General features: G+C 69.7%; 27 protein-coding genes, 1 tRNA gene and 2 pseudogenes. 18 read left to right on the top strand and 12 right to left on the bottom strand.

Features of this window, described 5'->3' with window-relative positions:
* Window positions 1-23 precede the first annotated feature (23 nt).
* From GA707_RS12655 to GA707_RS12640, 4 genes are all read left to right on the top strand, one after another.
* On the top strand, window positions 24-1565 hold the full coding sequence (locus tag GA707_RS12655; RefSeq protein ID WP_226963769.1) for a potassium/proton antiporter: 1542 nt from the start codon (window positions 24-26) through the stop codon (window positions 1563-1565).
* Between the two features lie 87 nt (window positions 1566-1652).
* A complete protein-coding gene (locus GA707_RS12650; RefSeq protein ID WP_152178815.1) occupies window positions 1653-2009 on the top strand; it encodes an FmdB family zinc ribbon protein in 357 nt (118 codons plus the stop codon).
* 42 nt (window positions 2010-2051) lie between these two features.
* Window positions 2052-2873: an S-methyl-5'-thioadenosine phosphorylase gene (locus GA707_RS12645; RefSeq protein WP_152178814.1), complete on the top strand. Its 822-nt coding sequence runs from the start codon at window positions 2052-2054 to the stop codon at window positions 2871-2873.
* A 437-nt stretch (window positions 2874-3310) separates the two neighbouring features.
* Complete coding sequence (locus tag GA707_RS12640) at window positions 3311-3670, top strand: MscL family protein (RefSeq protein WP_152178813.1); 360 nt, start codon at window positions 3311-3313, stop codon at window positions 3668-3670.
* Window positions 3671-3915: 245 nt separating this feature from the next.
* Here GA707_RS12640 and GA707_RS12635 read toward each other — a convergent pair whose 3' ends face one another.
* Genes GA707_RS12635 through GA707_RS12625 form a run of 3 tightly spaced genes read right to left on the bottom strand, consistent with a single transcriptional unit; the run spans window position 3916 to window position 9634 of the window.
* A complete protein-coding gene (locus GA707_RS12635) occupies window positions 3916-4290 on the bottom strand; it encodes a hypothetical protein (RefSeq protein ID WP_152178812.1) in 375 nt (124 codons plus the stop codon).
* The gene (locus GA707_RS12630; protein ID WP_152178811.1) at window positions 4265-8260 is read right to left on the bottom strand and encodes an AAA domain-containing protein; all 3996 of its coding nucleotides are present in this window, start codon (window positions 8258-8260) and stop codon (window positions 4265-4267) included. Before GA707_RS12630 ends, GA707_RS12635 begins: the two co-directional genes overlap by 26 nt.
* 9 nt (window positions 8261-8269) lie before the next feature.
* Window positions 8270-9634 carry an MFS transporter gene (locus GA707_RS12625; protein WP_226963768.1) on the bottom strand — a complete coding sequence of 455 codons (1365 nt, stop codon included), beginning with the start codon at window positions 9632-9634 and terminating at the stop codon, window positions 8270-8272.
* 31 nt (window positions 9635-9665) lie between these two features.
* Between GA707_RS12625 and GA707_RS12620 the strand changes: the two genes are divergently transcribed.
* The 9 genes from GA707_RS12620 to GA707_RS21320 all read left to right on the top strand — a co-directional run bounded on the left by GA707_RS12620 (window position 9666) and on the right by GA707_RS21320 (window position 14982).
* The gene (locus tag GA707_RS12620; RefSeq protein ID WP_193315322.1) at window positions 9666-10325 is read left to right on the top strand and encodes a hypothetical protein; all 660 of its coding nucleotides are present in this window, start codon (window positions 9666-9668) and stop codon (window positions 10323-10325) included.
* A gap of 103 nt (window positions 10326-10428) precedes the next feature.
* Window positions 10429-10500, top strand: a tRNA-Arg gene (locus GA707_RS12615).
* 304 nt (window positions 10501-10804) lie between these two features.
* The gene (locus GA707_RS12610; RefSeq protein ID WP_152178808.1) at window positions 10805-11449 is read left to right on the top strand and encodes a site-specific integrase; all 645 of its coding nucleotides are present in this window, start codon (window positions 10805-10807) and stop codon (window positions 11447-11449) included.
* A gap of 921 nt (window positions 11450-12370) precedes the next feature.
* Window positions 12371-12607, top strand: a complete 237-nt coding sequence (locus GA707_RS12605) for a toxin-antitoxin system antitoxin subunit (RefSeq protein WP_152178807.1) — start codon at window positions 12371-12373, stop codon at window positions 12605-12607.
* Window positions 12604-13023, top strand: a complete 420-nt coding sequence (locus GA707_RS12600; protein ID WP_152178806.1) for a type II toxin-antitoxin system VapC family toxin — start codon at window positions 12604-12606, stop codon at window positions 13021-13023. Before GA707_RS12605 ends, GA707_RS12600 begins: the two co-directional genes overlap by 4 nt.
* Window positions 13024-13174: 151 nt before the next feature.
* Entirely contained in the window at window positions 13175-13432 is a 258-nt protein-coding gene (locus GA707_RS12595) for a type II toxin-antitoxin system Phd/YefM family antitoxin (RefSeq protein ID WP_152178805.1), read from the top strand.
* Window position 13433: 1 nt separating this feature from the next.
* Entirely contained in the window at window positions 13434-13691 is a 258-nt protein-coding gene (locus GA707_RS12590) for a Txe/YoeB family addiction module toxin (RefSeq protein ID WP_152178804.1), read from the top strand.
* Window positions 13692-13917: 226 nt separating this feature from the next.
* Window positions 13918-14286 carry a transposase gene (locus tag GA707_RS21325; protein ID WP_226963767.1) on the top strand — a complete coding sequence of 123 codons (369 nt, stop codon included), beginning with the start codon at window positions 13918-13920 and terminating at the stop codon, window positions 14284-14286.
* A 195-nt stretch (window positions 14287-14481) separates the two neighbouring features.
* On the top strand, window positions 14482-14982 hold the full coding sequence (locus tag GA707_RS21320) for a transposase (RefSeq protein WP_226963766.1): 501 nt from the start codon (window positions 14482-14484) through the stop codon (window positions 14980-14982).
* A gap of 86 nt (window positions 14983-15068) precedes the next feature.
* Here the strand turns inward: GA707_RS21320 and GA707_RS12580 are convergent, their stop codons facing one another.
* The 3 genes from GA707_RS12580 to GA707_RS12570 form a co-directional block, all read right to left on the bottom strand.
* A complete protein-coding gene (locus GA707_RS12580; RefSeq protein WP_152178803.1) occupies window positions 15069-15221 on the bottom strand; it encodes a DUF86 domain-containing protein in 153 nt (50 codons plus the stop codon).
* A 3-nt stretch (window positions 15222-15224) separates the two neighbouring features.
* Entirely contained in the window at window positions 15225-15368 is a 144-nt protein-coding gene (locus tag GA707_RS20890) for a hypothetical protein (protein ID WP_193315321.1), read from the bottom strand.
* A 273-nt stretch (window positions 15369-15641) separates the two neighbouring features.
* Window positions 15642-16556 carry a tyrosine-type recombinase/integrase gene (locus tag GA707_RS12570; RefSeq protein WP_152178802.1) on the bottom strand — a complete coding sequence of 305 codons (915 nt, stop codon included), beginning with the start codon at window positions 16554-16556 and terminating at the stop codon, window positions 15642-15644.
* 214 nt (window positions 16557-16770) lie between these two features.
* On the opposite strand from GA707_RS12570, the pseudogene GA707_RS21310 reads away from it, so the two are divergent.
* Window positions 16771-16893: pseudogene (locus GA707_RS21310) on the top strand (transposase); the annotation flags it as partial.
* Window positions 16894-17271: 378 nt separating this feature from the next.
* Here the strand turns inward: GA707_RS21310 and GA707_RS12560 are convergent.
* The 6 genes from GA707_RS12560 to GA707_RS12535 form a co-directional block, all read right to left on the bottom strand.
* Window positions 17272-18525 carry an IS110 family transposase gene (locus GA707_RS12560; RefSeq protein WP_370460041.1) on the bottom strand — a complete coding sequence of 418 codons (1254 nt, stop codon included), beginning with the start codon at window positions 18523-18525 and terminating at the stop codon, window positions 17272-17274.
* Window positions 18526-18784: 259 nt separating this feature from the next.
* On the bottom strand, window positions 18785-19027 hold the full coding sequence (locus GA707_RS12555; RefSeq protein ID WP_152178801.1) for a thioredoxin family protein: 243 nt from the start codon (window positions 19025-19027) through the stop codon (window positions 18785-18787).
* A gap of 24 nt (window positions 19028-19051) precedes the next feature.
* Window positions 19052-20092 (bottom strand): permease, encoded by a 1041-nt coding sequence (locus tag GA707_RS12550; RefSeq protein WP_152178800.1) that lies wholly within the window; start codon window positions 20090-20092, stop codon window positions 19052-19054.
* Window positions 20089-20403: a helix-turn-helix transcriptional regulator gene (locus GA707_RS12545; RefSeq protein ID WP_226963765.1), complete on the bottom strand. Its 315-nt coding sequence runs from the start codon at window positions 20401-20403 to the stop codon at window positions 20089-20091. The genes GA707_RS12550 and GA707_RS12545 overlap by 4 nt, the downstream gene beginning before the upstream one ends.
* Window positions 20404-20592: 189 nt before the next feature.
* Window positions 20593-20931 (bottom strand): type II toxin-antitoxin system PemK/MazF family toxin, encoded by a 339-nt coding sequence (locus GA707_RS12540; protein ID WP_152178799.1) that lies wholly within the window; start codon window positions 20929-20931, stop codon window positions 20593-20595.
* Window positions 20915-21112, bottom strand: coding sequence for a hypothetical protein (locus GA707_RS12535; protein WP_152178798.1), 198 nt, complete (start codon window positions 21110-21112; stop codon window positions 20915-20917). Before GA707_RS12535 ends, GA707_RS12540 begins: the two co-directional genes overlap by 17 nt.
* Before the next feature lie 146 nt (window positions 21113-21258).
* Here GA707_RS12535 and GA707_RS12530 point away from each other — a divergent pair, with 146 nt between their 5' ends.
* The 4 genes and pseudogenes from GA707_RS12530 to GA707_RS12515 all read left to right on the top strand — a co-directional run.
* Window positions 21259-21786 carry an RNA polymerase sigma factor gene (locus GA707_RS12530; RefSeq protein ID WP_226963764.1) on the top strand — a complete coding sequence of 176 codons (528 nt, stop codon included), beginning with the start codon at window positions 21259-21261 and terminating at the stop codon, window positions 21784-21786.
* Window positions 21783-22673, top strand: coding sequence for a hypothetical protein (locus GA707_RS12525; protein ID WP_152178797.1), 891 nt, complete (start codon window positions 21783-21785; stop codon window positions 22671-22673). The genes GA707_RS12530 and GA707_RS12525 overlap by 4 nt, the downstream gene beginning before the upstream one ends.
* Window positions 22674-22793: 120 nt before the next feature.
* A pseudogene (locus GA707_RS12520) lies at window positions 22794-23894 on the top strand (IS256 family transposase); the annotation flags it as partial.
* Window positions 23895-24149: 255 nt separating this feature from the next.
* The coding region (locus GA707_RS12515; RefSeq protein ID WP_193315320.1) for a transposase family protein at window positions 24150-24715 on the top strand (566 nt) is incomplete at its 3' end.

The raw sequence follows: 24715 nt of genomic DNA, 5'->3' as shown, positions 1-24715 counted from the left end.
CGACGGGGGGTGCGCGGATGGTGATGGCCGAGAGCGGCTTCACCGTCGCAGACCTCAATCCCGCCCTGCTGATCGGCAGCCTCGTCCTGATCGCGGCCGCCGCCGCGGTCCGGCTGTCGGTCCGCTCGGGGATGCCCTCGCTGATCATCTATCTCGTCTTCGGGATGCTCCTCGGCGAGTCCGGTCTGGGGATCCGCTTCGACGACGAGCTGCTGACCCAGGCTCTCGGGTATGCGGCGCTCGCCCTGATCCTCATCGAAGGTGGTCTGACGACGAGATGGTCGACGATCAAAGGGTCGGTCGGGCCGGCCGTCTCGCTGGCCACCGTCGGCATCGTCGTCTCGGTTCTCGTGGTGGCCGCAGCGGCGCACCTGCTCCTCGGGGTGGGCTGGGAGATCGCCCTGATCATCGGAGCGGTGCTCGCGTCCACCGACTCCGCCGCCGTCTTCTCGGTGCTGCGGACGGTCTCGCTCCCCAAGCGGCTGAGCGGCCTGCTCGAGGCGGAGTCCGGGTTCAACGACGCACCGGTCGTCATCCTCGTCGTCGCGTTCGCCGCCAACGCCGCGAGCCCGGACGGCCCGCTCTCGGTTGTCGAGCTCGCCCTTGGCACGGCGCTGCAGCTCCTCGGCGGTGTCGCCCTGGGTCTGGCCGTCGGGTGGGTCGGGGTGCGGGTGCTGCGCCGGATCGCCTCGACCTCCTCGGGTCTGTTCGCCATCGCCGTGTTCGCCGTCGCCGTCTTCGCGTATGCGGCGGCCGCGTCCCTGAGCGTCTCCGGGTTCATCGCGTGCTACCTCGCGGCACTCGTCATGGGCAACGCGGGCCTGCCCCACCAGCAGTCCGTGGGCGCCTTCGGCACCGCGGTCGGCTGGCTCGCCCAGATCGGGCTCTTCGTGCTCCTGGGACTGCTCGCCAGCCCGGCGAACCTGCTGGAGCAGATCGTCCCCGCGGTGGTCGTCGGCGGAGTCCTCCTGCTCCTCGCCCGGCCGCTCTCGGTGGTGCTCTCGGTGCTGCCCTTCCGGCTGCCCTGGCGCGAGCAGGCGTTCCTGTCCTGGGCCGGACTGCGCGGCGCCGTGCCGATCGTCGTGGCCACCGTGCCCATCACCTACGGCCTGGCGACCGAGTGGATGTTCGACCTCGTGTTCGTGCTCGTCGTCGCACTCACGCTGATCCAGGCGCCCACGCTGCCCTGGGTCGCGCGCAGGCTGAAGGTGACCGAGTCCTATCAGTCGCTCAGTCTCGCGGTCGAACTCGTGCCGCTCGAGGAGATGGACGCCGACCTGCTCCTCGTCACGGTCGGTCCGGGCTCCCGGATCGCGGGGGTCGAGGTGGGAGAGCTGAGGCTGCCCGCGGGGTCGAACGTCACCCTGATCATCCGCGCCAAGGCCGGCTTCGTCCCCACCCCGGCCACCTCGATCATGCGCGGTGACGAGCTGCTCATCGTCACGACGACGCGGGCACGCGACGCTGCGGAGCGGCGCGTGCGGATGGTCAGCGAGGAGGGGCGCCTCGCGGGGTGGGCGGCCCGGCGCTGGCAGCGGCGACCCCGGCGCGACCCCCACGAATGAGGGATCCCGCGTGCGGGGAGTACGATCGAGCCCGATCCGGTCCCTGCGCCCCTCCCATGGAGCGCGTCCCAGCGAGGTATCCGTCCTGTGCCCACCTATGCATACGCCTGCACCGAGTGCGAGCACCGCTTCGACATCGTGCAGTCCTTCAGTGACGACGCCCTGACCGAGTGCCCGGAGTGCGGCGGTCGGTTACGCAAGCTCTTCAACGCGGTCGGCGTCGTCTTCAAGGGCGGCGGGTTCTACCGGACCGACTCCCGGTCGGCGGACAAGAGCGGTTCCGGCTCGGGCGGCACCAGCTCAGGTGGCTCGGGCTCCGGCTCGTCCTCGGGCGACTCGTCATCCGCGGGCTCGTCGTCGACGTCCCCGTCGACGGGCGCTGCGTCCTCGGGTGCCTCGTCCACACCCAAGGTCCCCTCGGGCGCGTCGTCCACCAAGGACTGAGCAGACCCCCTCGCCCCGCGCTCACGCACTAGCCTCGGTGTCGTGCCCACGGACCCAGCCCCCTACGGCGTCATCGGCGGCTCAGGCTTCTACGAGTTCTTCGACTCGGCCGAGCGCGTGCGCGTCAGCACACCATTCGGCGACCCGAGCGACGACGTCGTCGTCGGGCAGGTCGGGGACCGACGTGTCGCCTTCATGGCCCGGCACGGTCAGGGTCACCGCTTCCCACCGCACAAGGTGAACTACCGAGCCAACCTCTGGGCGCTGCGCAGCGTCGGGGTCCGCCAGATCCTTTCGCCCTGCGCGGTCGGATCCCTCCTCGTCGAGGTCGGCCCCGGCGACATCCTCGTGCCCGACCAGGTCGTCGACCGCACCTGGGGCCGGGAGCACACGTTCTACGACGTCGAGGGTCCGGTCGTCCACATCGAGTTCGCCGACCCGTTCTGTCCGCTCGGCCGACGGGCCGTCCTCGATGTCGCCGGTGCGCGCGAGGTGCGAGCGGTCGACGGCGGCACTCTCGTGGTGGTCAACGGCCCACGGTTCTCGACGCGGGCCGAGTCGCTCATGCACCAGCAGGCAGGCTGGTCGATCGTCGGCATGACCGCGATGCCTGAGGCCGCGCTCGCACGCGAGCTCGCGATGTGCTTCACGACGGTGGCCCTGGTCACCGACCACGACGTGGGGGTCGACGGCGGCGCGGCCGTGACACACCACAGCGTCCTCGAGGCCTTCGGCTCCAATGTCGACAAGCTCAAGGGAGTCATCGCCGACGCCATCGCACGGCTTCCCGCCCCGGACGCCGAGCCGGAGTGTCCCTGCCGCCATGCCCTGGACGGCATCCGACTGCCGATCGCGCTGCCGTGAGCCGTCCCGGTGGGCGTGGGCCGGCGGCCCGATCGCGTGGTCGGGCGCACACCGGTCGGCATGCCCGACCGGTCAGCCGAGCCCCTCGGCGCCCCGGCCGCCGCCTCGCCGAGGCCTACCCGGCCCTGCTCGGGTCGAGCCGTCGGGCCGCTCACCGACGCTTCGTCGCGCGAAGAGCTGGTGCGGCCGTGCTCGTGCTCTGCGGCTATGGGCTGGCGCTCACGGTCGATCTGCAGGCCATCGTGCCCAGCTGACTCCGCCCTCTCGCCGAGCTTCGCGGCGCGGGCTGAGCAGGAGCCACACCCTGCGACAGCCTGACCCGGCTCGCAGCACATCGCGGCGTTCGCTAGCCTCGGAGCTGTTCACCCCGGGGGCACACGGCGCATCGTGGGATCACGCCCCCCACTGCCAAACACTCTCTACAGAAGGAGATCCCTATGAAGGGGTTCAAGGACTTCCTCATGCGCGGCAACCTCGTCGAGCTCGCCGTCGCGTTCATCATCGCCACCTCGTTCGCGGCGCTCGTCACGGCGTTCACGGCCATCATCATGGAGGCCATCGCCAAGGCCGGCGGGGCTCCGAACTTCGACGAGTGGGCGCCGGGCGGTTTCACAACGGTCGGTCCGTTCCTCACCGCCCTGGTCTCCTTCGTCCTGCTCGCAGCGATCGTCTACTTCCTGGTCGTCAAGCCCTACCAGGCTGCCCGCGAGCGATTCGTCGCCGCCGAGGAGCCGACGACCGAGGAGTCGGTCGAGCTGCTCCGCGAGATCCGCGACTCGCTGCGCGCCCGCGGCTGACGCGGCGTCGCATCCCCGACGCGACCCCGGGACCAACCTCGCCATCGAGGTCAGATCCCGGGGTCGCGTCGTCCATACCTCTCGCCCGTGCCGCCAGCGCCTCAGTCCCCGACGCGACGAAGGCTCCTAGGCGCGACAGGAACTCCGTCGCGCGACTGCAACTTCCCACGAGTGACGGAGGGATCGGCGATCGACGGGGCAAAGGTCTCCGGAGGGAGCAACGGCGCCCTCCACCCGGCAGAGCGTCACCAGTGTGGCGGGCGCTGCTCCTCCCACCACCGCTGCGACCTGCCGGCGTCGCCGTCTCCCCACCCCTGGTCCGTGTCGTCACGGGTCTGCTCCGGCGGGCCCGTCGCACGCCGGACCTCGACGTGCCACTCGGCGTCACCGGACCTGATCGTCACGCGTCCCGACCCGACCGCCTGCAGGCGGAGGCGCCGAGGACCGGCCGGCGAACCAGCGCCTTCGGAGTCCACCTCGACCACGCCGTCGTCGCCCACCACCGTCGGCGCCGGCGCGGCGCGGTCGAGGACGAGCACTCGCTGCGAACCCGGCCGCATGACGAAGGTTCGGCCGACGTCCGCGAGGCCGATGTCAGGCAGACTCGGAGTCGGACTCATCCTCGTCCTCGGTGACCGCCGAGTCGCCGGCACCGGTGATGCCGCCGCTCGCTTCGCCGCCGTTCTCTCGGGTCCGCACCGTCGTCGGACCGACCGGTCCCGTGTCCTCGGCATCGGACAGCGCTGCCAGACCGTTCGCCGGCTGGACACCGGCCTCGGGCGACATCGCCTCCTCGACGTCGACCTTCGAGACGTCACCGCGGGCGACGCCCTCTCGCTCGGTCGGGGCGGATGCCGGGCTTCGGCGGTGTGCGAGCCGCACGATCGCCGAGACGTCACGCGCCGGGTCCCGGAAAACGTCGGCCGTCCAGATCCGGTGGTGGCTCCAGCCGAGGCGGCCCAGGTGCTCGGCCCGCAACCGGTCGCGGTCGCGCACGGTGGCGAGCGACGCATACTGCGGCCCGTCCGACTCGACCGCGAGGGCGAGCACACCGGTGCGGGCCGGGTCCTCGATGGCCAGGTCGACCGGCACCTCCCCGTGTCCGTAGCCCTCGTGCACGACGAGTCCGTGCGCTCGCAGCCGCCGCGCCATCTCACTCATGACCAGAGGCAGATCGCCGCCCCGCTCCCCCACGGTCGGCGGCAGCTCGCCGTCGCCGGCGCGCTCCGCATACGCGAGGAAGTCCCGCAGCATCCGAGCCCCTCGCGAGTTCAGCCGCTCCGGGTCGAGGTCGCTCGAGCGCAGTGACGTGACCACCGTCATCCGGCGGCGCGACCGGGTGATGGCGACGTTGAGGCGACGCTCGCCGCCGGCCTGGTTGATCGGACCGAACCGATAGATGACCCGACCGTGGGGGGTCTTGCCATAGCCGATCGAGAGGATGACGGCGTCGCGCTCGTCACCCTGGACGCGCTCGAGGTTCTTGACGAAGAACCGCTCCTCCCGAGCCTCGTCGAAGAACGGCGCGACCTCCGGGACCGCGGCCACAGCCGCCCGGATCGCCTCCTCGAGGCGGGCGGCATGGGTGATTCCGAGTGCGATGACACCGAGCGACTCCTCGGGTCGGGTGCTCGCGTGCTCGAGGACGAGCGCGACGACCCGCTGCACCTCGTTGTGCGTGGACTCGACCCCCTCCGAGCCCTCGGTGAGGACGCCGACGCCCTCGACGTGCTCGACGACCAGCGGTGAGTCGCTGCCCGTGCCCGGGAAGGTGACGAGCCCACCGTCGTAGACCTCGTCGTTGGCGAAGCCGATCAGGCGCTCGTCGAGCGAACGGTAGTGCCAGGTCAGGCGTCGCACCGGCGCGATGGCGGCGAGCACGTCGAGCACCGACTCGAAGCCTGTGGTCAGGTCGACCTCGCTGCCCTCGATGGCGACCTCGTCGGCGAGGTCGTCGGCGGCGCTCGTGAAGAACGTCGTCGGCGGCAGCTGCCGGTCGTCGCCGGCGACGACGACGTGGTGCGCCCTGGCGATGGCCGAGACGGCCTGGGCCGGCGGGATCTGGGACGCCTCGTCGAAGATCACGACGTCGAAGTGCGTGCCCGGCGGTAGGGCCCCGGCGACGACGAGCGGGCTCATCATCCAGCACGGCTTCAGCGCGGTGAGCAGTCCCGAGGCGCTCGACATGAGCTCCCGCAGCGGCTTGTGCCCGCGCGAGCGCCCAGCCTCCGCGCGCAGCAGGGCCTCCTCGGCGGGCCGATGCCGGAGCTCGCTGCGGGCGCGGCTCGCCACGGCGTCGCGGACCCGGGCGGCGTTGTCGCGCAGGTGCTGCCGGTCGGCCTCGGCGAAGTCGCTCACAACCGCACGCAACCGGTCGCCCGCGGGCTCGCCGTAGCGCGGGTCGGCGAGCGCGATGTCGTCGCAGACCGATGCCCACCAGACGAAGGCGACCTCGGCCGGCACCTGGTCAGCGGGCACTCGGCGGGCGGCGAGGTCCTCGACCAGCGGACCCCAACCATGCGCCCGGGCCTCGTCGAGGATGCCGAGGACGCTCGGGATCACCCGCAGCCGCTCGGGGGCGGCCGCAAGAGCGTCGAGGCGCTCCGCCACGAGCACGATGGGGTCGGTGAGGAACCGCCCTCCGCCGGAGGTCCCGGCGAGTCGGGCGCCGAGCCACTCGAGGTCGGACGACAGGCGGGCGTATGCGTCGACCGCCTTCGCGAGCTCGTGCGGCACCTCGGGTCGGCCGCCCTTGCCCATGAGCCGGTTCCACGCCTGGCGTTGGCCGTCGGCGGCCACGAGCTCGTCGTGCAGACTGCGCGGGCGGGGGCCAGGACGCAGAAACCGCTCCGCCTGGCGGCGCAGCCGCCAGCGTTCCCACCAGCTGAGCTCGACGCCGTGCGATCGGCGGTACTCACGGGTACCGGTGGCGCCGATGAGGTCCGCGAGCGGCACGTCGAACAGCTCGGCTCGAAACGTCTCGAGGGTCTCCTGGACCCGGCTGGCCGTGCCGAGGATCGTGCCCCACTCGGTCACCGAGGAGGCCGGGGGTATGCGCAGCGAACGGAAGACGTCCTCGACCAGCCGGGCGAAGCGCTCGAGGCCACCGTTGGCGTACCGCTCGGTGATCTCGAGGGCGCGCACGGCGTCCTCGCTCGTCGGGATCCGAGCGCCGAACCACGGGTCGTGCTCGGCGTCGGCAGACCAGGCCCCGAGGTCCGCCGCGCGGGCCAGGGCTGCGCCGTCCTCCTCCATCCGGGCCCGGTCGATCCCGTGCAGCGTCTCGCCCCGCAGCCGGATCTTGCTTCGCGGCGGGGGACTGACCGCCTCGAGGCGGCTGACGGCCTCCTGGGCCTCGAACGCGGAGACGCCGTACGGGGTTCGTTGCTCGTGGAGGGCGTCGCGGTGCTCGGTCAGCTCGCGTTGGGTGGCGAGCAGAAGTGCGGTGCGCTGCGGGTCCCGCCACGACGCCTCGCTCATCCGCTGCGGCTGCCCGAAGCGGTCCAGCGCGCCGGCGAGCTCCCGGGCGACCGCACGTCGGCTGCCGACCCCGTCGTAGAGGTCGAGGACGAGATCGGCGAGCCCCACCTGCGTGAGTCGCTGGTGAACGGCATCGATCGCCGCCCGCTTCTCGGCGACGAAGAGCACCCGGCGCCCGTCGGCCATGAGGGCCGCGACGAGGTTGGCGATGGTCTGCGACTTGCCGGTGCCGGGCGGCCCCTGGATCACGAGGTTCGAGCCCACCCGGGCAGCCTCGATGGCAGCGATCTGGGTCGCGTCGGCGTCCAGGACGAGGTGCTCACGACGGGGGTCGACGACGAGGTCGGGCTGTGGCGGGCTCGACCGCACGGACGACAGGGCGTCGGCGTCACCGGCCAGGGCGGCCACGACGTCGTGGTTCGCGAGCCGGTCGACCTGGGCGGCGAGGTCCACGACCATCGGGAGCTTCGCATACGAGAAGGTCCCTAGCACCTGGCGCGGGGTGACCGTGAACCCCTCGATCGACCCGCACACCTCGGCGAGCGCACGGTAGGCGGGCTGGGGGTCGAAGCCGGTCGGGGTGTCGGTCAGCGCCTCGATCTGGTCGGGATCCAGCCGGAGTCCCCGCTGTTCGACGAGGTAGTGCACGAGGACCGGGTTGAGCTCGACCTCGGCTGAGACCGCGAGGACGAAGTCATCGTGGGCGGCGGTCGTCGGGCGCAGGGTGGCCGAGCGCAGGAGCACCGGCGCCATCGGGGTCCGGGACGTGCGCGGAAGGGTCCAGGTGGCCAGCCCGATCGCCAGGTGCAGGGTGGCGATGCCGCGCTCCTCGAGCAGCTCCCGGGACTTGGCCGCGATCGTGCGGGCCCGGTGGCGGGCATCGGCGAAGGCGGTGTCCTCGCGGAAGAGGTCGCGCAGTCGAGGAGTGCCCCCGGCCATGAGGACCGACAGACCGCCGGGGTGGGCGGTGGTCAGGTCCAGGGTGCCGGCGCGCAGGTCGCGGTACCAGAGCAGGGTGTTCCGCCCGCCGAGGTCGACGAGCTGGCGGGACCACCGGTCGACGGCGGCCGCGACGAGGTCGCGGCGCGGATCGGTGGCTGTCTCGGTCACCGCCTCAGGCTATCCGCGATGCGAAGAAGCCGACCGCTGGCCCCGGAGCGTGTTGCCCGCTTTGTCGCCGCCCGGGGAGGGACGGCCGAGCACCACCGTCGCGACCAGGATCGCGGCGGCCAGGACGCCGACGCCGGCGGCGAGCATCGCATACGAGGCCTGGGCGACCACGACGCCGGCGAGGGCTCCGCCGCCGCCCGCCGCGAGCCCCATGAGCAGGTCCGCCGACCCCTGGGCGCCCGGGCGCTGCTCAGGCGTGAGCGCTGCGGTGAGCAGGGTCGAGCCGGTCACCAGGGTGCACGACCAGCCCAGCCCGAGCAGGAACAGCGCCAGCGTGAGCGGGATGGAGAACCCCTCCGAGGCGAACGCACCCATGGCCGCGGCGACCATGAGGATGAGCGACCCGACCTGAGCGACCCCCACCGGACCGAACCGGTCGGCGGCGATGCCGACGACGGGTGAAAGAGCGAACATGCCGAGGATGTGGATGCTGATGACCAGGCCGATGAGCGTGAGCTCGGCGTCCCCGTGCCTCATGTGCAACGGCGTCATGACCATGAGCGAGACCATCGTCGCGTGACCCAGCGCGAGCGTGATCAGGCCGAGGAGAGCCGGACGGTGCGAGACGACGTCGGCCAGCCCCTGCCGGATGCTGCCGGCGCGGTGCGCCGTGGGGGCGGGCGGGTCGGCCGCGAGCGGGTCCGAGGTCTCGGGGACCGCGGCGGCCACGGCGATGGATTCCGCCGCCCCGCGCTCGCGCTCGCGGGAGAGGACCAACGGATCAGGGCGCAGGCGCAGGACGAGGACGACGATCGCGACCCCGATCGCAACAAGCGAGAACACGAAGGGTCCGGCGAGCTCTGGGATGCCGAGGGCACGGGCGACCGGCTGGGCCGGGCCGACGAGGTTGGGGCCGAGCACGCTGCCGATGGTCGTCGCCCACACGACGATCGACAGGTCGCGGCCGCGGTGTTCGGGTGCGGCGAGATCCGCGGCGGCGAACCTGCTCTGCGAGTTCGAGGTCGTCGCGCCGCCGAAGAGCAGGCTGCCCACGAGGAGCAGCGCAAAGCTGCCCGCCAGCGCTGCGGCGATGATCAGGACGGCCCCGGCCAACGCGAGCGCGTACCCGAGCACGAGGCCAGGACGACGACCGCGGGCGTACATCATCCTGGCGACCGGGATGGCGATGAGAGCGCTGCCGAGGACCTGGAACGTGCCGCCGAGACCCGCATACGTCGGGCTGCCCGTGATGTCCTCGGCGATCAGCGAGCCGACGGCGATACCGGCGGCCAGGCCGATCCCACCCAGCACCTGGGTCGACGCCAACGTGCCGAGCGTCCGGCGCTGGATCGGGTCGCGCGGATGGGTGGTCACTCCCTGGACTCTAAGGGGCAGAATGGCGCGGATGCACACCGTTCTCGTGACCGGCTTCGAGCGCTTCGGCGAGCACCCAGCGAACCCGACCGAGGAGATGGTCCGGCAGCTGCCCGGTGTCATCGCTGAAGCATCGGTCGTGTCGGCTGTCCTGCCGGTTGAGTTCGGCCGGTGCGCCGAGGTCGCGCTGGGGCTGGTGTGCGAGCACTCCCCCGACGCGGTCGTGCTGACTGGACTCGCCGCCGGGCGTCGCTCCGTCACTCCGGAGCGGATCGCGATCAACGTGCGCGACATCGCCGGGGAGACAGTCGCCGACAACGCCGGTGCGCCGCCCCAAGAGCAACCGGTGGTGGAGGGCGGCCCGGACGGCTTGTTCGCCACCCTGCCGAACCGAGCGATCGTCGAGCGGCTGCTCGCCGCCGGGGTCCCGGCCGAGCTGTCAGCCTCCGCCGGCACGTTCGTCTGCAACGAGACCATGTATGCGGTGCTCCACTCCCTGCGTCCGCTCGGGTCCGGTGGAGCGAAGGCGGGGTTCATCCATGTGCCTGGCAAGGAGGTGCTGTCCGTCCCGGAGCTCACCCGTGCCGTGGGTGTCGTGGTGGAGGCTGTCGTGGAGTCGCTCGACGCCGGGACCTCCTCCACGAGGGATGGTTCCCATCACGCGACACGTTGTTGGGTTCACGGGGTCTGAGCAACGCCCTGTCGTGAGGGAGTGTCGTGATGACTGTTCCGGGTCGGGCAGCGACGGAGGGTCGGTAGGCTGGGCCCTCGGGTCGGCCCACGAACCGGCCCATGCCCTCGTAGCTCAGGGGAAGAGCACTTCTCTCCTAAAGAAGGTGTCGCAGGTTCGAATCCTGCCGGGGGCACTGGACGGAAATGGACAGAAGACGTCTCTCATCTGGCACGTATCCGGCACGAGATGGGCATACTCGACGCCACCAGGACGCGCAGGGGAGGAGACGTCCATGGCCGGCAGGAGCGGGTTCGGGAACACCAGGAGGCTGCCGTCGGGGCGCTGCAGGCGAGGTACACCGGGCCGGACGCCCGAGTGCATGCCGCACCGACCACCTTCCAGACCAAGGGTGACGCCCGGGGCTGGCTCGCGGGCGAGCGGCTGCTGATCTCCCGGCAGGAGTGGGTCTCCCCTCGGTCCGAGCTGAGCGTGCCGCCGTGGCGGAGGTTCAGCGTCGAGCGCGCACCCTGTCGGCGTATGCGGAGGCTTGGTTGGCCAGCCGGCTCACCCCGAGCGGCGCCGCCCTGCGGCCGGCGACGAAGTTCGGCATCCGCAACGCCCTCGACAACCACATCCTGCCGGCCTTCGGCGACCTGCCACTCGACGAGATCACCACGGCGGCCGTCCGCACGTGGCGCGGGCAGTTCGCGGCGAAGGGCACCGACTCGGCCGGTGCCAAGGCCTACGGGGTGCTCAAGGCGATCCTGCAGACGGCCGAGGACGGCCTCATCACCCGCAACCCATGCCGACTCAAAGGCGCCGGCCGTGCCATGAAGCGTCGTGAGTCGGTCGCGCTGAATCCCGCCGAGCTCGCTGCACTGGCGGACGCGATGCCGAGGCAGTGGCGCGCTTTGACGCTCGTCTCCGGATGGTGCGGGCTGAGGATCGGCGAGGCCGCCGGACTGCGGTGCGGCGACGTCGACCTCGAGCACGGCGTCCTCCGGATCGTGCAGACAGCGCAGTACATCGGCGCCCAGCTCGTCATGGGACCGCCGAAGTCAGCCCGCGGGGCGCGGACGGTGCACATGCCACGACACGTCACGGATACGCTGGCCGAGTACCCCGACGGCGAGAGCGGATGAAAGCCGAGGGACCTCGTCTGGACGAGGTCTGACGGCCAGGCGGTCTCACGCCACACCACCCTCAAGGCATTCCGCGCCGCCTGCCGATCGATCGACCGCGACGGCATGGTCTGGCACGACCTGCGGCACACCGCAACACCCTCGCCGCGGACGCGGGCGCGAGCCAGGCCACATTTCAGGCACGGATGGGCCATGCCGACCCCAAGGTCAGTGCCATCTACCTGCACACCTCGACGTCACACGATCACGACCTGGCTGACGTTCTGTCAGAGATGGCCATCCGGAAGGAGGGCACTTGATAGGGCGCGCCTCCCGTCGCTCCGTCGGGTCTGAGCTGGCCGTCGCCTCAGCGGTTCCAAAGGTCGGCCCCCACTGCACCCTCTCCCGGCGTGCCACCACCTGCGCGGGCTCGTGGACGGCCGGCGCCACGGCGGGTAGGTCGCGGTCGTGCACACGCCCGGAATCCAGTCAGCGGTGAGGTCGGTGAGCGGTCTTGACGGTTTCCATGAGCCGGTTCCTGACGTCCACCGCAGCGTGGCCGGAGGCGGTCTCTCGCTACTGCTCCCAGCCCCGGTGGCCGCAAGGGGAAAGCACCATCGGTTCTCGCTCACAGTTCCCCACCGGCTCTCTCCGCGCGCTGGTTCTTCGTCACAACGACATTCTCCGGCCCTCGAATGCAGAGGGTGTATGGGGCCATGGAGCTCTCGATTCGGGTCAGGAGTCGCACGCGGATGCGGCGGGCCAGGGCGACATACACCGCCTCGTGTACACGAGCGCCGGCGACGAGGTGCGCATCGCCGCGTGCTGTCACCACTGGTAGTAGCCGCAGCACTCCGAACTCGCACCCACATCCAGCCCGACTCGAGACGCTGTGACTCCCGGACCATCAGTGCTAGCATTGCTTTCACTAGGAGGTAACTGATGAGCACCTTGACGATCAGGCAGCTCGACGAGCGCACGCATGCCCGACTCCGGGGACGCGCGGCGGAACACGGCCGCTCCGTCGAGGCCGAGGTCCGCGCGATCCTCGACGCCGCCGTCAACGTTCCCGAGCACAACTTCCTCCTCTCCCTGCACGCATCCATGGCGCAGGGAGGCGGCGTCGAGCTCGAGGCGCCGCCTCGAACCGACCAGCCCCGGCCGGTGGACTTGCCGTGATCATCGCTGACACCAACGTGGTGTCCGAGTTCATGCGGGACGACCCCGATCCGGAGGTCATGGCCTGGGCGCGCACCGTCGCGCCAGCTGACCTGTGCATCTGCGTGGTGACCGTGGAGGAGATCGAACGAGGCCTCGCCCTGCTCCCCGCAGGTCGACGCCGACGAGACCTCACGGCCCGCTGGCGCGACCTGGTGGATATCTTCGCCGACGCCGTCGTGGTCTACGACCTGCCCGCAGCTCAACAGACCGCCGCCATCCTGGGAGCCGCCCAGGCAGCCGGGCGACCCATATCGCTGGCCGACGCGCAGATCGCCGGCATCTGCCGGGGCAGCGACCACGACCTGGCCACGCGCAACGTCGACGACTTCTCCACCGTCTCCGGGCTTACCCTCATCAACCCCTTCCAGCAGTAGCCCCACCTGGGCGCAGACCCCCATTAGGCGCCGCTCCCGACAGGCGGCGGATAGGGGTATCTGCCCCTTGCGGATGGTGGCGCCACCAGTAGAAGTCGCACTTGCGGGCCCCGGCTCGGCAGCGTACGCTTTTCTGTACCGGAGGTACGACATGAAGACGATGAGCTACACCGAGTCCCGCGCGCGGTACGCCGAGGTGCTCGACGGCGTCACGAACGACCGCGAGGAGGTCGTCATCACCCGCGCCGGTCACGACCCCGTCGTCATCGTCTCGCTCGAGGACTACGAGTCCCTCAAGGAAACCGCCTACCTCATGCGCTCGCCCGCCAACGCCCGACGCCTGCTCGACGCGATGGAACGGCTGGAAGCCGGCCGCGGCCAGGCCCACGATCTGATCGAGACCGACTGACGTGCTGCTCGTCTGGGACGAGAACGCCTGGCAGGACTACCTGTGGTGGCAAGCCCAGGACCGCAGAGTACTTACGCGAATCAACACGCTCCTTGCGGACATACAGCGCAACGGCAACCACGGCATCGGCAAACCCGAAGCCCTCAAACACGACTTCGCAGGCTACTGGTCGCGACGCATCACCGACGAACACCGCCTCGTGTACAAGATCGCCGGCGACGAGGTGCGCATCGCCGCGTGCCGCTACCACTACGGATAGCCGCAGCGCTCCGAACCGCACCCACCTCAAGCCCGACTCGCGGCGGCGCTGTCACTGTGAGGATCGCCAACGCAGCCTGATCGTGCTGGGCTGTGGTTGGTGGAGCTGGCCTGATCAGGAGCCTGACCACCTGGCGTTAGCGGCGCCTGGCGTGTCTCATCACAGTCCTGCCGAGCCTTGCGTCCCGGACCGGAACCACGTCCCGTCCCGGCGAAGGAGAGAACGCATGACCAGTCTGACCGATCTACGCGAGGTGGTCGATGTCGTCATCGGCGTCGACACCCACGTCCACACCCACTCCGCGGCCGTGGTCGACACCGCGACCGGCGGTGTCCTGGCCGAGTTCACCGTCGAGGCCACAGCCGAGGGCTATGCCGAGCTGATGGAGTTCGCCAACACCCATCCGAGGTTGCGAGCCTGGGCCATCGAAGGCACCGGCGGGCACGGCGCCGGGCTGAGCCGTCACCTGCTGGCGATGTCGGAGATCGTCATCGAGCTCGACCGCCCCAAGCGGGTTGCCCGCCGCAACGGCGCGAAGTCCGACCCCCTCGACGCGATCCGAGCTGCGCGTGAAGCGATGGCGCGACCCGGTTAGGAGCGCCGCGCAGCGGCACCGAACGCCAAGCACTCTCAGTGCTGCTGGCTGCTCGCCGCTCCGCGGTCAATGCCTCCACCGAGGCCCAGCTACAGCTGTTCAGTCTCGTCATCGCCGCCCCGGAACCGATCCGGGCCAGGTTCCGGGGTCAGAAGCTCGCCGCGATGCTCACCACCGGAGCCAACCTGCGCGCGCGTGCACTCCTCCTGGGACATCGAGACGGCCAGCACCGTCGTCGCCCTGCGCACCCTGGCTCGCCGCGCACACGCGATACTGAAAGAGGCACGGGAACTGGAGAAGGCGCTCGTGGCCATCATCCGCACCTGGCGCCCCGACCTGCTCGAGCAGTTCGGTGTCGGACCGATCGTTGCCGCGACGGTGTTGTGCGCCTGGTCCCATCCCGGTCGCGTCCACTCCGAGGCCGCGTTCGCGATGCTCGCCGGCGTCGCACCGATCCCGGCGAACAGTGGACAGGTCACCACCCGGTATCGGCTCAACCGGTACGGCGACCGGCAGCTCAACACGGCCCGGCACACCGTCGTCCGCAGCCGGATCCAGTACCAGCCCGCCACCCGCGCCTACATCGACCGCCGCACCGCCGAAGGCAAGACCAGCCGAGAGATCAAACGCTGCCTCGCCCGCTACGTCGCATTCGACCCGTACCGCCTACTCGAAAATGGGACGCCAGCTACTTGACGAAGCATAGGAGCGTCGCGGCTGGCCCGGTGTCGGGAAGATCCCTTCTCAGGGCGGCAGGTCTCTTGCTGACTCTGAAGTTGGTCCTATAGCGGTGTGAGCTGGTTCTCGGCGATGTCGAGGATTAGCTCCGGGTTGATGCGGAAGTACTCGTGCACCACGACTGTTCGTAGCCCGGCGATGGCCGCCCATGGAACGTCCGGGATCCGGGCGCGTGTCTCGGATGACAGGGCCCGCACGGCTTAGCCGATGACGGCGAGGTTGCGCAGGATCGCGTCGTATGCCATCGCGGTGTGCTCTTCGGTGTGCAGGTACGGGGCGTACTGCTGACATCGCTCGACGGCATCGATGATGTCGGCAAACCGTTCTTGCTCCGATCGGCTCACACGGGCACCGCATCGGCCAGCGCGGTCGCGGAGACCTCGCTGCGCAGCAGGGAGGATGTCAGGACATCGACCCTGCGCCCGAGGAGCAGGCTGAGCTCCTCGGCAATCCCGGAGACACGGAGCAGCTCGTTGCCCCCACCCCGGTTGCAGGTGGACGAGCAGGTCCACGTCGCTGCTCGCCGTGGCCTCGCCACGCGCGACCGAGCCGAACAGTCGCGGGTTGGTCGCGGCGTCATGTGACAGGGGAAGAAAGGGCAGACCACTCCTTGCGCGTCAGACGCCGGCGACGTAGGCGGTGAGGAAGTGCACCCCGTGGCGGTCGAGGTTGCCGCGGGCCCGGTCGTAGTGCTCGGTGGTGCGCGGGTCGGCATGGCGGGCCAGGATCTGCGCGTCGCGCAGCGGGACGCCGGCGTCCAGGGCGTTGGTGATCGCGGCGTGCCGCAGCGAGTGCGGGCTGATGTGCCGCGGGATGCCTGCGGCCTTGGCGATCCGGGCGACCATCCGGTACGCGTCGCGCCGGTCGATCGGGTTGCCGGTGAGCGGTCGCAAGATCAAGGGCCCACTGGCGCGCTGCCCGCGGCATGCCTCGAGGACCCGCAGCACCGGGACGGTGACGGGCATGGTCGCGGGCTTGTTGCCCTTGCCGACCAGGTGCAGCACCCGGTGTCCGCGCATCGTCTCGGCGTAGTCCTCGATCCGCACCGCGGCAGCCTCGGAGGCGCGCAGGGCGTTGATGCCGAGCAGGAACGCCAACGCCCCGTGGTGGACCGTCAAAGTCTGAGCGACCTGCAGGAACCGGATGAGCTCGAGCCGGTCCAGGCCGTGGGTGCGGGACTCATCGCGGTGCACCTTCGGAAGCCGCGCATACACGGCAGGATCCGCGGCGATCAGGCCGTCGATATGCGCGAACCGGAAGAACCCGCGCACCGCATGCATCATCGTCACCACCGAGGAGTCCATCAGGCCTCGCTCGCCCAGGCCACGGATGTACAGCTCGACGTGCGCGCGCTGGACACCGACCAGCGGGTCGATCCCGTTGTTCTGGCACCAGGAGAACCACTCCCTCAGCTGGTACTCGTACAGCTCGTGGGTACGCCCGCCGTAGCGGGCCAGGAACGAGACCGCCGCCAGGTGCGCGCTCGACATCGTCGCCGGCTGGAACGGCTGCAGAACCTTCGGTTCAGACATTGAAATCACCTCACGCGGCGACCAAGGACTGCGCCTGAACCTCGCCCGCCGCCACCGCGGCCAGGCAACCCGAACCCAACGACGCTAGACCCGACCGCGACCCCGTGGATAGCCCAACAGCCGGCTACTTGGTCCTGGCCCGCGGCTCGTCGTTGATGGAGCTGCCCGGCGTCGGGCCGGTCGTGGCCGCCCGCGTCCTGGCCGAACCGGCGACATCGCCCGCTTCGCCGACCGGAACCGGTTCGCCTCGTGGACCGGGACCACACCGATCGACGCCTCCTCCGCAGAGACCGTCCGGCATCGGCTCTCCCGCGCCGGGAACCGGCGGATGAACCACATGATCCATGTCGCCGCCGCTACCCAGGTCCGTCTCGAGACCGACGGCCGGCCGTACTACCTGCGCAAGATCGCCGCCGGCAAGAGCCCACGCGAGGCGATGCGGAAGCGTCGCGTCTCCGACGCGATCTATCGGCAGCTGCGCGCCGACGCTCACGCCGCCCTCGCGGTCACCGAAGAGGCGGGCCCGGGAGGGCACCGCGGGGCGTCTCAGATATCCAGCGCGGCCGGCCCGCACCCGCACACCGGCACTTCGGATCAGCCACTTCCCGGACCCGCACCCACGACGCTACCCCCAGCCACCCGGACCGGGAAGAGCCCCACGGCCAGAACCCCTCCAAACCACCTCTTGACGTCAGAGGTGTCCCTATCTGTTCTGTCAAGCGGCGGCAGGCGATTTCGGGGTCGGCGTCACAGCCGTGGCGCGTTGGTCGGGCCGGTAGCACTGCCTGTCTCGGAGCATGGCGTAGAGGACGTCGATGCGGCGGCGGGCCAGGCAGGTTAGGGCTGCGGTGTGGGTCTTGCCTTCGGCGCGCTTGCGGTCGTAGTAGGCGCGGCTGTCCGGGTGTCTGAGGCTGGAGAATGCGGAGATGTACAGCGCGCCTCGAAGCGTGCGGTTGCCGCGGCGGGCTCGTTGTTCGCCCTTGAGGCTGCGTCCTGATTGGCGGGTGGTCGGGGCCAGGCCGGCGTAGGAGGCGACGTGCGCGGCGCTGGCGAAGGTGGACCCGTCTCCGATGGTGCGCAGCAGTTCGATGGCGGTGCGAGGTCCGACCCCTGGCATTGACCTCAGGATCTCGGCCAGCGGGTGAGCGGAGAGGAGTTGCTCGAGATCGGCGGCCAGCGACTTCCTCTGGTCCAAGACGGCGAGCAGCTGGTGGGCCAGTCCGCGGATGACCTGGCCGTACTGTTCGGTGGCGTCGATGATGACGGTCTGCTCCGCCAAAACAGCCAGGATCTCGGTCGCCAGGGTCGCCGCCAGCCGGGGTGAGCGGGTCGCGATGACCTCCTTGATCTCGGTCGGGCCGAGGGCCGCGATCGCGCTCGGGGTGCCCGTCACGGCCAGCAGGCGCAGCACCCCGGGTCGACGAAAGTACTTGCCTAGCAGGCGTTCTAGTGCGGGATGAACGTGCAGCAGGGCATCGTGGAGCCGGTTGGCCAGTCGGGTGGATTCCTTGGCCAGGTCGGCGTCGTATCCGGCCAGCACGCTCAGTTCGACAGTGCTTTGCTCCTCGAAGCCGACCCGGCGGAGTGCGTGTGGCAGGGTGCGCGCGGCGTCGGCGATGACGTGGGCGTCGCGGGCGTCGGACTTGGCCTCACCCGGGTACAGGTCAGCGATGCGTCGCATCGCCAGCCCGGGCAGGTAGGCGATCGTGATCCCGCGAGAGCGGGCGACGGCCACCGACAGTGCGCCGATCGACGCGAGCTGGTCGATCACCACCAACACCGGTCCACGGGCCTGAAGCTCGCTGAACAGCTCGACCAGATCTGGTTCGGCATTGGGCAAGGGCCGATCGACCAGCCGGCGGCCCTGAGGATCCAGGGCCACAGCGTGGTGAGTCTCGCGCGCGACGTCGATCCCGCAGTACACCGCGAAAGCGGCGCCGGCCGCAGGGTAGGACAGGCTCTGAGTCAACTCTCTGCTTCCTCCTCCAGCTGAGCAGACCAGCCGTGGACGAAGCGCCGGCAGCCACGTTACGAGAAGGCATCCCCGAAGGGGCCCATGTCCCTATCAGCGGTCACACACGTCCGGCGATCTCCGGTGACAGCACCTCTGTGATCATCAACGACAGGAGCCGGCAGTCATGACGCAGATCGCTGGCCTGCACCCTCACCATGAGGGCACGAAGAAAGTAACGGGTGCCGGAAGGACGCTGGGTTGTGGTGGTGGCTTGTCAGGTGGTGGCGGTGGCGAGGAGGGGGGTGATCTCCTCGGGGGTGGCCACCTTGCCGCTGAGCACGACGGTGTCGTCGATGACCAGGGCGGGGGTTTTCATGACGCCGTAGCCGGCGATCTCGCCGTAGTCGGTGACCTTCTCGATGGTTTCGTGAAGGCCGAGCCGGTCGAGGGCAACCTGGGTGTTGTGTTCGAGCTTGTGGCAGTTCTTGCAGCCGGGGCCGAGGACTTTGATCCTCATGATGTCTCCCTTTCTCTATGCGTGTCAGCCGATGATGTTGAAGAGGAAGCCCAAAGCGATGATGCCGAGGGCGACGGATCCGAAGAACAGGGCGAGCAGGGGCGGTTTGAGCACTCGTCGCAGCATGACCGCCTGCGGGATCGAGAGGGCGATCGCGCTCATCATGAACGCCATCACGGTGCCCATCGACATGCCTTTGGCCCACATCGCCTCCCCGACGGGCACGATCCCGGCGCCGTTGACGTACAGCGGGACACCGGCCAGGGTGGCGATGACCACGGCGAACGGGTTGTCGGGACCGGCGTAGCGGGCGAAGAAGTCGGCGGGGACCCAGCCGTGGATGCCGGCACCGATCGCGACACCGAGCAGGACCCACTTCCACACGTCGACGAAGATGTCCTTGGTCTCGGCGCGGGCGGCGTCGACGCGTTTGGCCAGGCTTGGCGTGTGCCCGCCTTGGCGTAGTGCCGCCACCCGGCCGCTCTTGACGATGTCCTCGACCCACCGCTCGAGGTCGAAGCGGGAGAAGACCCAGCCGATCAGCATCGACAGGGCCCCGCCGGCCAGGACGTAGGCGGCCGCGATCCCCCAGCCGAACTGGTCGCCGATCATGATCGCGGCGATCTCGCTGACCAGGGGTGAGGCGATCAGGAACGTCAAGGTCACCGACAGCGGGATCCCGGCGGCGACGAACCCGATGAACAGCGGGATCGAGCTGCACGAGCAGAACGGGGTGGCCACCCCCAGGAGTACGGCCAGGAACAATCCGAGGGCCAGGCCCCGCCCCTCCAGGTAGCGGCGGGCGGCGTCCAGGTCCAGTGACGCGCGCAGCATGCCGACCACGAACATCAGCCCGAGCAGCAGCAGGAAGATCTTGGTCGTGTCGTAGAAAAAGAAGTGAACCGCCCCGACCAGGCGGGACTCCACGTCGAGCCTGGCCCAATCGACGAGCGTGTCCCAGAGGCGTTCGTTGACCCACCACAGGGCCAGCCAGCCCAGACCACCGGCCAGCAGCAGGACGCGCAAGCGCAGCTCGCTGTCGTTGCGGTGCAGTGTCGTGCTCACACCCTCGCCCCCTGCCGGGCCCCGATTCGTTGAGGGAGCGCGGCGTGCAACCGGTCGAGCGCGTCCTCGGCCAGGGTGTAGTCGACCCACCGGCCGCGCCGGGCCGCCGTGACCAGGCCGCAGTCGCGTAGCACCTTCAGGTGGTAGCTGAACTGGTTGCCCGGTATCGGCGGAGCGGGTTGCAGGTCGCACACGCACCGCGTCCCCTCGCGCTGGAGGCGATCAATCACCTCCAGGCGGATCGGGTCAGCGACCGCGGCCAACAGGGCCGCTCTCTCACCAACTGATTCAAACGAATTTGAATCACCCACACTCCGAACGTACCCCTCCCCGCCTCAGCCGCCCGTGCACTGTGGCCCTACCCACAACGGGCACGGCTTGACGCCATCTCCCGGCGGAGTGACTCACCTGACTGGCGGTGGTGCGATGCACCGGCAATGTTCGCGTTTGAACTTGAGGAGTCTCAACCGGAGGAGAGATCCCGTCCCATTCGTGAGGCGCTATAGGTCGAGTAGCAGCGCGAGTGTCTCGCGGACCTCGCTCAGGATGACCGGACCCACATTGCCGGTGCACTCGTGAATGCGCGTGGTCGCCACTGAGCGCACGTGCTGGCACTGCGCCGACGAGCGCGCCATAAGACGGTTCACCTCATCGGGTTCGATGATGACCTCAGTACTACTGGTACGGATCGTGCGCGTCAACGGCACAACCTGGATGACATTCGGACCACCCTTGAGGACCCGGGCGGCGGTCACGACGACGGCAGGGCGACGCAGCCCGGCCTCGCTGCCGGCGGGCATCCCGAGGTCGAGCTCGACCACGTCACCCGGCGTCAGCATCGAGCCACGCCATCTCATCCTCAGTCAGCTCGGTCGAAAGGTCCCGCGCCATGGCGTCTTGGCGCAGGGCGCGGATGGCCTTGCTCACCGTCTCATCGATCGTCTCGTGGCGTAGCGCAGCCAAGCGTGTCACCCGCGCGTGGGTCTCCCTGCTGATGCGGATCGTCGTGGTCTCGGCCATGCGACAACCATACACCGAGTGTAGACGAATCAGTCTACAGCGCTTCTCATGGGTGCGGGTGGTAATCGCTGTGTTACATCCGGGCTGGTGCTGGACATGTCTTGAATGTGAGCGTATTCGGCGAAGAACAGGGCACGATCGATGCTGTGACCACCGCGCGAGACCGGTACCACCAGCTGTATGTGAGCAGCGTCGACGACGTGATCCGGTTCATCTCCCGGCGAGTCCCGGACACCGTGGTCGAGGACGTCGTCGCCGAGGCGTTCCTCACGGTCTGGCGGCGGGTCGAGGACCTGCCGGCCGACCCGTCACAGGCGCGGGCGTGGCTGTTCGGGATCGCCCGACACTGTGCCCGCAACGCCGTGCGCGGCACGAGCCGCCAGCAGGCTCTGGCGGTGCGGATCGCCGACCAGCCACGCACCAGCGTGCACGCTGGCGCCGAGGCGTCCTTCGACTCCATCAACACCCGCCTCGACCTGGCCACAGCATGGCGGCGCCTGGCCCCCGACGACCAGGAGAGCCTCGCACTGACCGTCTTCGACGAGCTCACCTCCCCCGAGGCCGCACAGGTGCTGGGCATCACCGCGCCCGCCTACCGCGTGCGCCTGATGCGCGCCCGCCGCGCCCTGCGCCGACACCTCGAGAGCACTCCCGCTAAGGAGCACACGCCATGACTGACCACGACATCCACGACAACACCGTCGACGACGACACGCTCACGCGGCTGCTGCGAACCCACGACGTCGCACCCGCCGACACCACAGCGCTGCGCGAGCAGCTCGACGCCCGCCTTGCCGACCCCACCACCTCATTCACATCGCCGCCGACGCCGATCACCGCCGCCGCCCTCCCCCGCCGTCGGCTCACCCCGGTTCGGGTCGGCGGCATGGTCGCCGCCGCGGCCGTCGCAGCGCTGGCCTGGACGATGCTGCCAGGCCCGAGTGACGGGAGCGCCTACGCAAGCTGGACCGCCACCGCGCAAGCCGTCGCCGACCGCGACCGGAACACCGCCGTGCGGGAGTGCCGCGACGCGCTGCGCGGACCGTTCTGGGCGCGCAACGAGGGGGGCCCGGAACAGTTCGACCCGCAGGCCGCCACCGTCGCCCTGACCGAACGTCGCGGCGACCTGGTCTCGGTGCTGCTGCGCGACGAAGGCGCACGCAAGGACTTCAGCGGCTTCTGCGTCGTTACCCTCAAGCAGGGGGCCACCTCGGGCACGGTCGAAGCTCAGGGACTGGGCGGAGCCGTGGGGGGACCGCCCGGCATCGCTCCGGCCACAGGATTCCTCGAAGGCTCAATGTCGCAAAGCGGCCAAGACCCCATCTCCATGATCGACGGAGCCGTCGGCCAAGACGTCGCCGCCCTGACGATCCACGCCGGCGAGCTCAGCGTCCAGGCCACGATCGAGGACGGCCGCTACGCGGCCTGGATCCCCGGCCGCATCTTCCCCGACGAGGACCCCGGCCGCAGCGGTCAAGGCGGCCCCGAACCCGTCCTCACCTACGACCTCACTCTCACCGACGGCACCACCATCACCAACGCCCCACCCGCACACCCGTAAGCCTGCCCAGGTCACGCCCAGCTCCCGGCGATGTGCCGCGGACCTCAGTGTGGGACTGTCCGGGGAACGGTGTTTCCGGCCTGACACGCCAGCGGTGCTGGTGAGGAAGGTTGGTCACCGATGACCGAGACAGTATCGAGCGTGGGCTCGATGCCGAAGGACGCAAAGAAGAAGACATCGTCGAGAGCGACTCCGGGTGAGCGGGCAGCCGTCGCCGAGCTGGTCAAGGCCGCCCGCGCCCGCGGCGAGGACATCACCGGCCCGGAGGGGCTGTTGAAGTCGATCACCGCAACCGTCTTGGAGACGGCGCTGGAGGAGGAAATGACCGACCACCTCGGCCATGCCAAGCACCGTGCTCCCGAGGGCGGTGCGGGCAATATCCGCAACGGCACTCGGGAGAAGACGGTGCTGACCGATGCCGCCGGCGAGGTCACGATCGAGGTGCCGCGGGATCGGGCCGGCACGTTCGAGCCGGTGATCGTCAAGCAGCGGTAGCGGCGCCTGAACGACGTCGACGCGGTCGCCATCAGCCTGTACGCCAAAGGCCTGACCACCGGGGAGATCTCCGCGCACTTCGCCGAGGTGTACGGCGCCTCGATCTCCAAGGACACCATCAGTCGGATCACCGACGGTGTCGTCGAGGAGATGCAGGCGTGGTCCTCTCGGCCGCTGCAACGGGTCTATGCGGCGATCTTCATCGACGCGATCTACGTCAAGGTCCGTGACGGGCAGGTCGGCAACCAGCCGTTCTATGCCGCGATCGGGGTCGACCTGGGCGGCCGGCGGGACGTCCTCGGGTTGTGGGCCGGGCACGGCGGCGGGGAGTCGGCGAAGTTCTGGATGAACGTGCTGACCGAACTGCGCAACCGCGGTGTGCGCGATGTGTTCTTCATCGTCTGTGACGGCCTCAAAGGGCTCCCGGACAGCGTGCACGCGATCTTCCCGCAGGCGATCGTGCAGGCATGCGTCATCCACCTGATCCGGGCCACGTTCCGGTGCGCGAGCCGCAAGTACTGGGACCAGATCGCCCGCGACCTGCGCGCCATCTACACCGCGGCCACCGCCGAGGCCGCCTGGGCCGCGTTCGAAGAGCTCGAGGAGAAGTGGGCCAAGGCCTACCCGGCGATTGGCAAGCTGTGGCGGTCCGCGTGGGAGGAGTTCATCCCGTTCCTGGCCTATGACGTCGAGATTCGACGGGTGCTGTTCTCCACGGATGAGATCGTCAAGGTGAGGCAGGCAGTGGCGTGAGTCTGTTCGCTGGAGGGCGGGGCTGCCAGTGGCTGACATCACCTCGTAGGCTCGTTCGTGGCGTTCTGCGGCGAGCCGCTCCTGATCTCGGCGGGCCTTGTCGTTGTAGGCGGCTGGGGGCTGGCCATCGAAGCCGCGTCGTGAGGGTGCGCCCGCGGCGAGCTCGAGTTTGCGGGCTCTTCTAGCTTGACCGGGCACGCTGGTCCTGCGTGGTGACACGACGGGCACGTGACCTCGGTGATCGTGGCTGTTGGCAATGCAGTTTATGATCACGAAGGTGAGGTCACCGGCTTGGTCCAGCCCACGCATGTTCACTACGTAGAGACCCCCGAAGCGAGCAAGGATGCGGCGCTGCTGGGATCGAGGGACTGGGTCCGGCAGGTCGAGCTCGTCGAGGACGGGGTCGGTGTGGTGCACGTGGCCACCGCTGATGAGCGCGCGACGGCGTGCCCGTCGTGCGGGGTGTTTTCCACCTCGATCAAGGACAGGGCAACCACCCACCCCAGGGACCTGCCCTACGGGGAGGCGCCGATCGCGCTGGTGTGGCACAAGCGCCGATGGCGCTGCCGCGAGGCTGAGCGTGCTCGAGCCTTGTTCACCGAGCCACTGCCGGCGGCCACGCCGCGGGCACGGCTTACGACCCGGCTGCGGAGTGCGTGCGGGGCCCCAGGTGTCAACGGACAGCGGGATTTCCTTGTGTGCGGACAGGTGACTTCCCTGTCGGCGGACAGGTGTTCTCCCTGTCGGGGGTTAGGTCAGGGGCATCACTCCTCGTCCTTCGGTGGCGTCGCTGA

Source organism: Nostocoides sp. F2B08 (genome assembly GCF_009184895.1).
In the GTDB taxonomy this organism is placed as follows: Bacteria; Actinomycetota; Actinomycetes; order Actinomycetales; family Dermatophilaceae; genus F2B08.
Note: the sequence above shows the minus strand (reverse complement) of the source record. Positions and strands in the feature narration are given on the sequence as shown.

Coding starts and splice junctions, on each gene's coding strand:
- GA707_RS12655 (WP_226963769.1), top strand. CDS start 24: ATGGCCGAGAGCGGCTTCACCGTCGCAGACCTCAATCCCGCCCTGCTG.
- GA707_RS12640 (WP_152178813.1), top strand. CDS start 3,311: ATGAAGGGGTTCAAGGACTTCCTCATGCGCGGCAACCTCGTCGAGCTC.
- GA707_RS12635 (WP_152178812.1), bottom strand. CDS start 4,290: ATGAGTCCGACTCCGAGTCTGCCTGACATCGGCCTCGCGGACGTCGGC.
- GA707_RS12620 (WP_193315322.1), top strand. CDS start 9,666: ATGCACACCGTTCTCGTGACCGGCTTCGAGCGCTTCGGCGAGCACCCA.
- GA707_RS12605 (WP_152178807.1), top strand. CDS start 12,371: ATGAGCACCTTGACGATCAGGCAGCTCGACGAGCGCACGCATGCCCGA.
- GA707_RS12595 (WP_152178805.1), top strand. CDS start 13,175: ATGAAGACGATGAGCTACACCGAGTCCCGCGCGCGGTACGCCGAGGTG.
- GA707_RS21325 (WP_226963767.1), top strand. CDS start 13,918: ATGACCAGTCTGACCGATCTACGCGAGGTGGTCGATGTCGTCATCGGC.
- GA707_RS12570 (WP_152178802.1), bottom strand. CDS start 16,556: ATGTCTGAACCGAAGGTTCTGCAGCCGTTCCAGCCGGCGACGATGTCG.
- GA707_RS12555 (WP_152178801.1), bottom strand. CDS start 19,027: ATGAGGATCAAAGTCCTCGGCCCCGGCTGCAAGAACTGCCACAAGCTC.
- GA707_RS12540 (WP_152178799.1), bottom strand. CDS start 20,931: ATGCTGACGCCGGGTGACGTGGTCGAGCTCGACCTCGGGATGCCCGCC.
- GA707_RS12535 (WP_152178798.1), bottom strand. CDS start 21,112: ATGGCCGAGACCACGACGATCCGCATCAGCAGGGAGACCCACGCGCGG.
- GA707_RS12525 (WP_152178797.1), top strand. CDS start 21,783: ATGACTGACCACGACATCCACGACAACACCGTCGACGACGACACGCTC.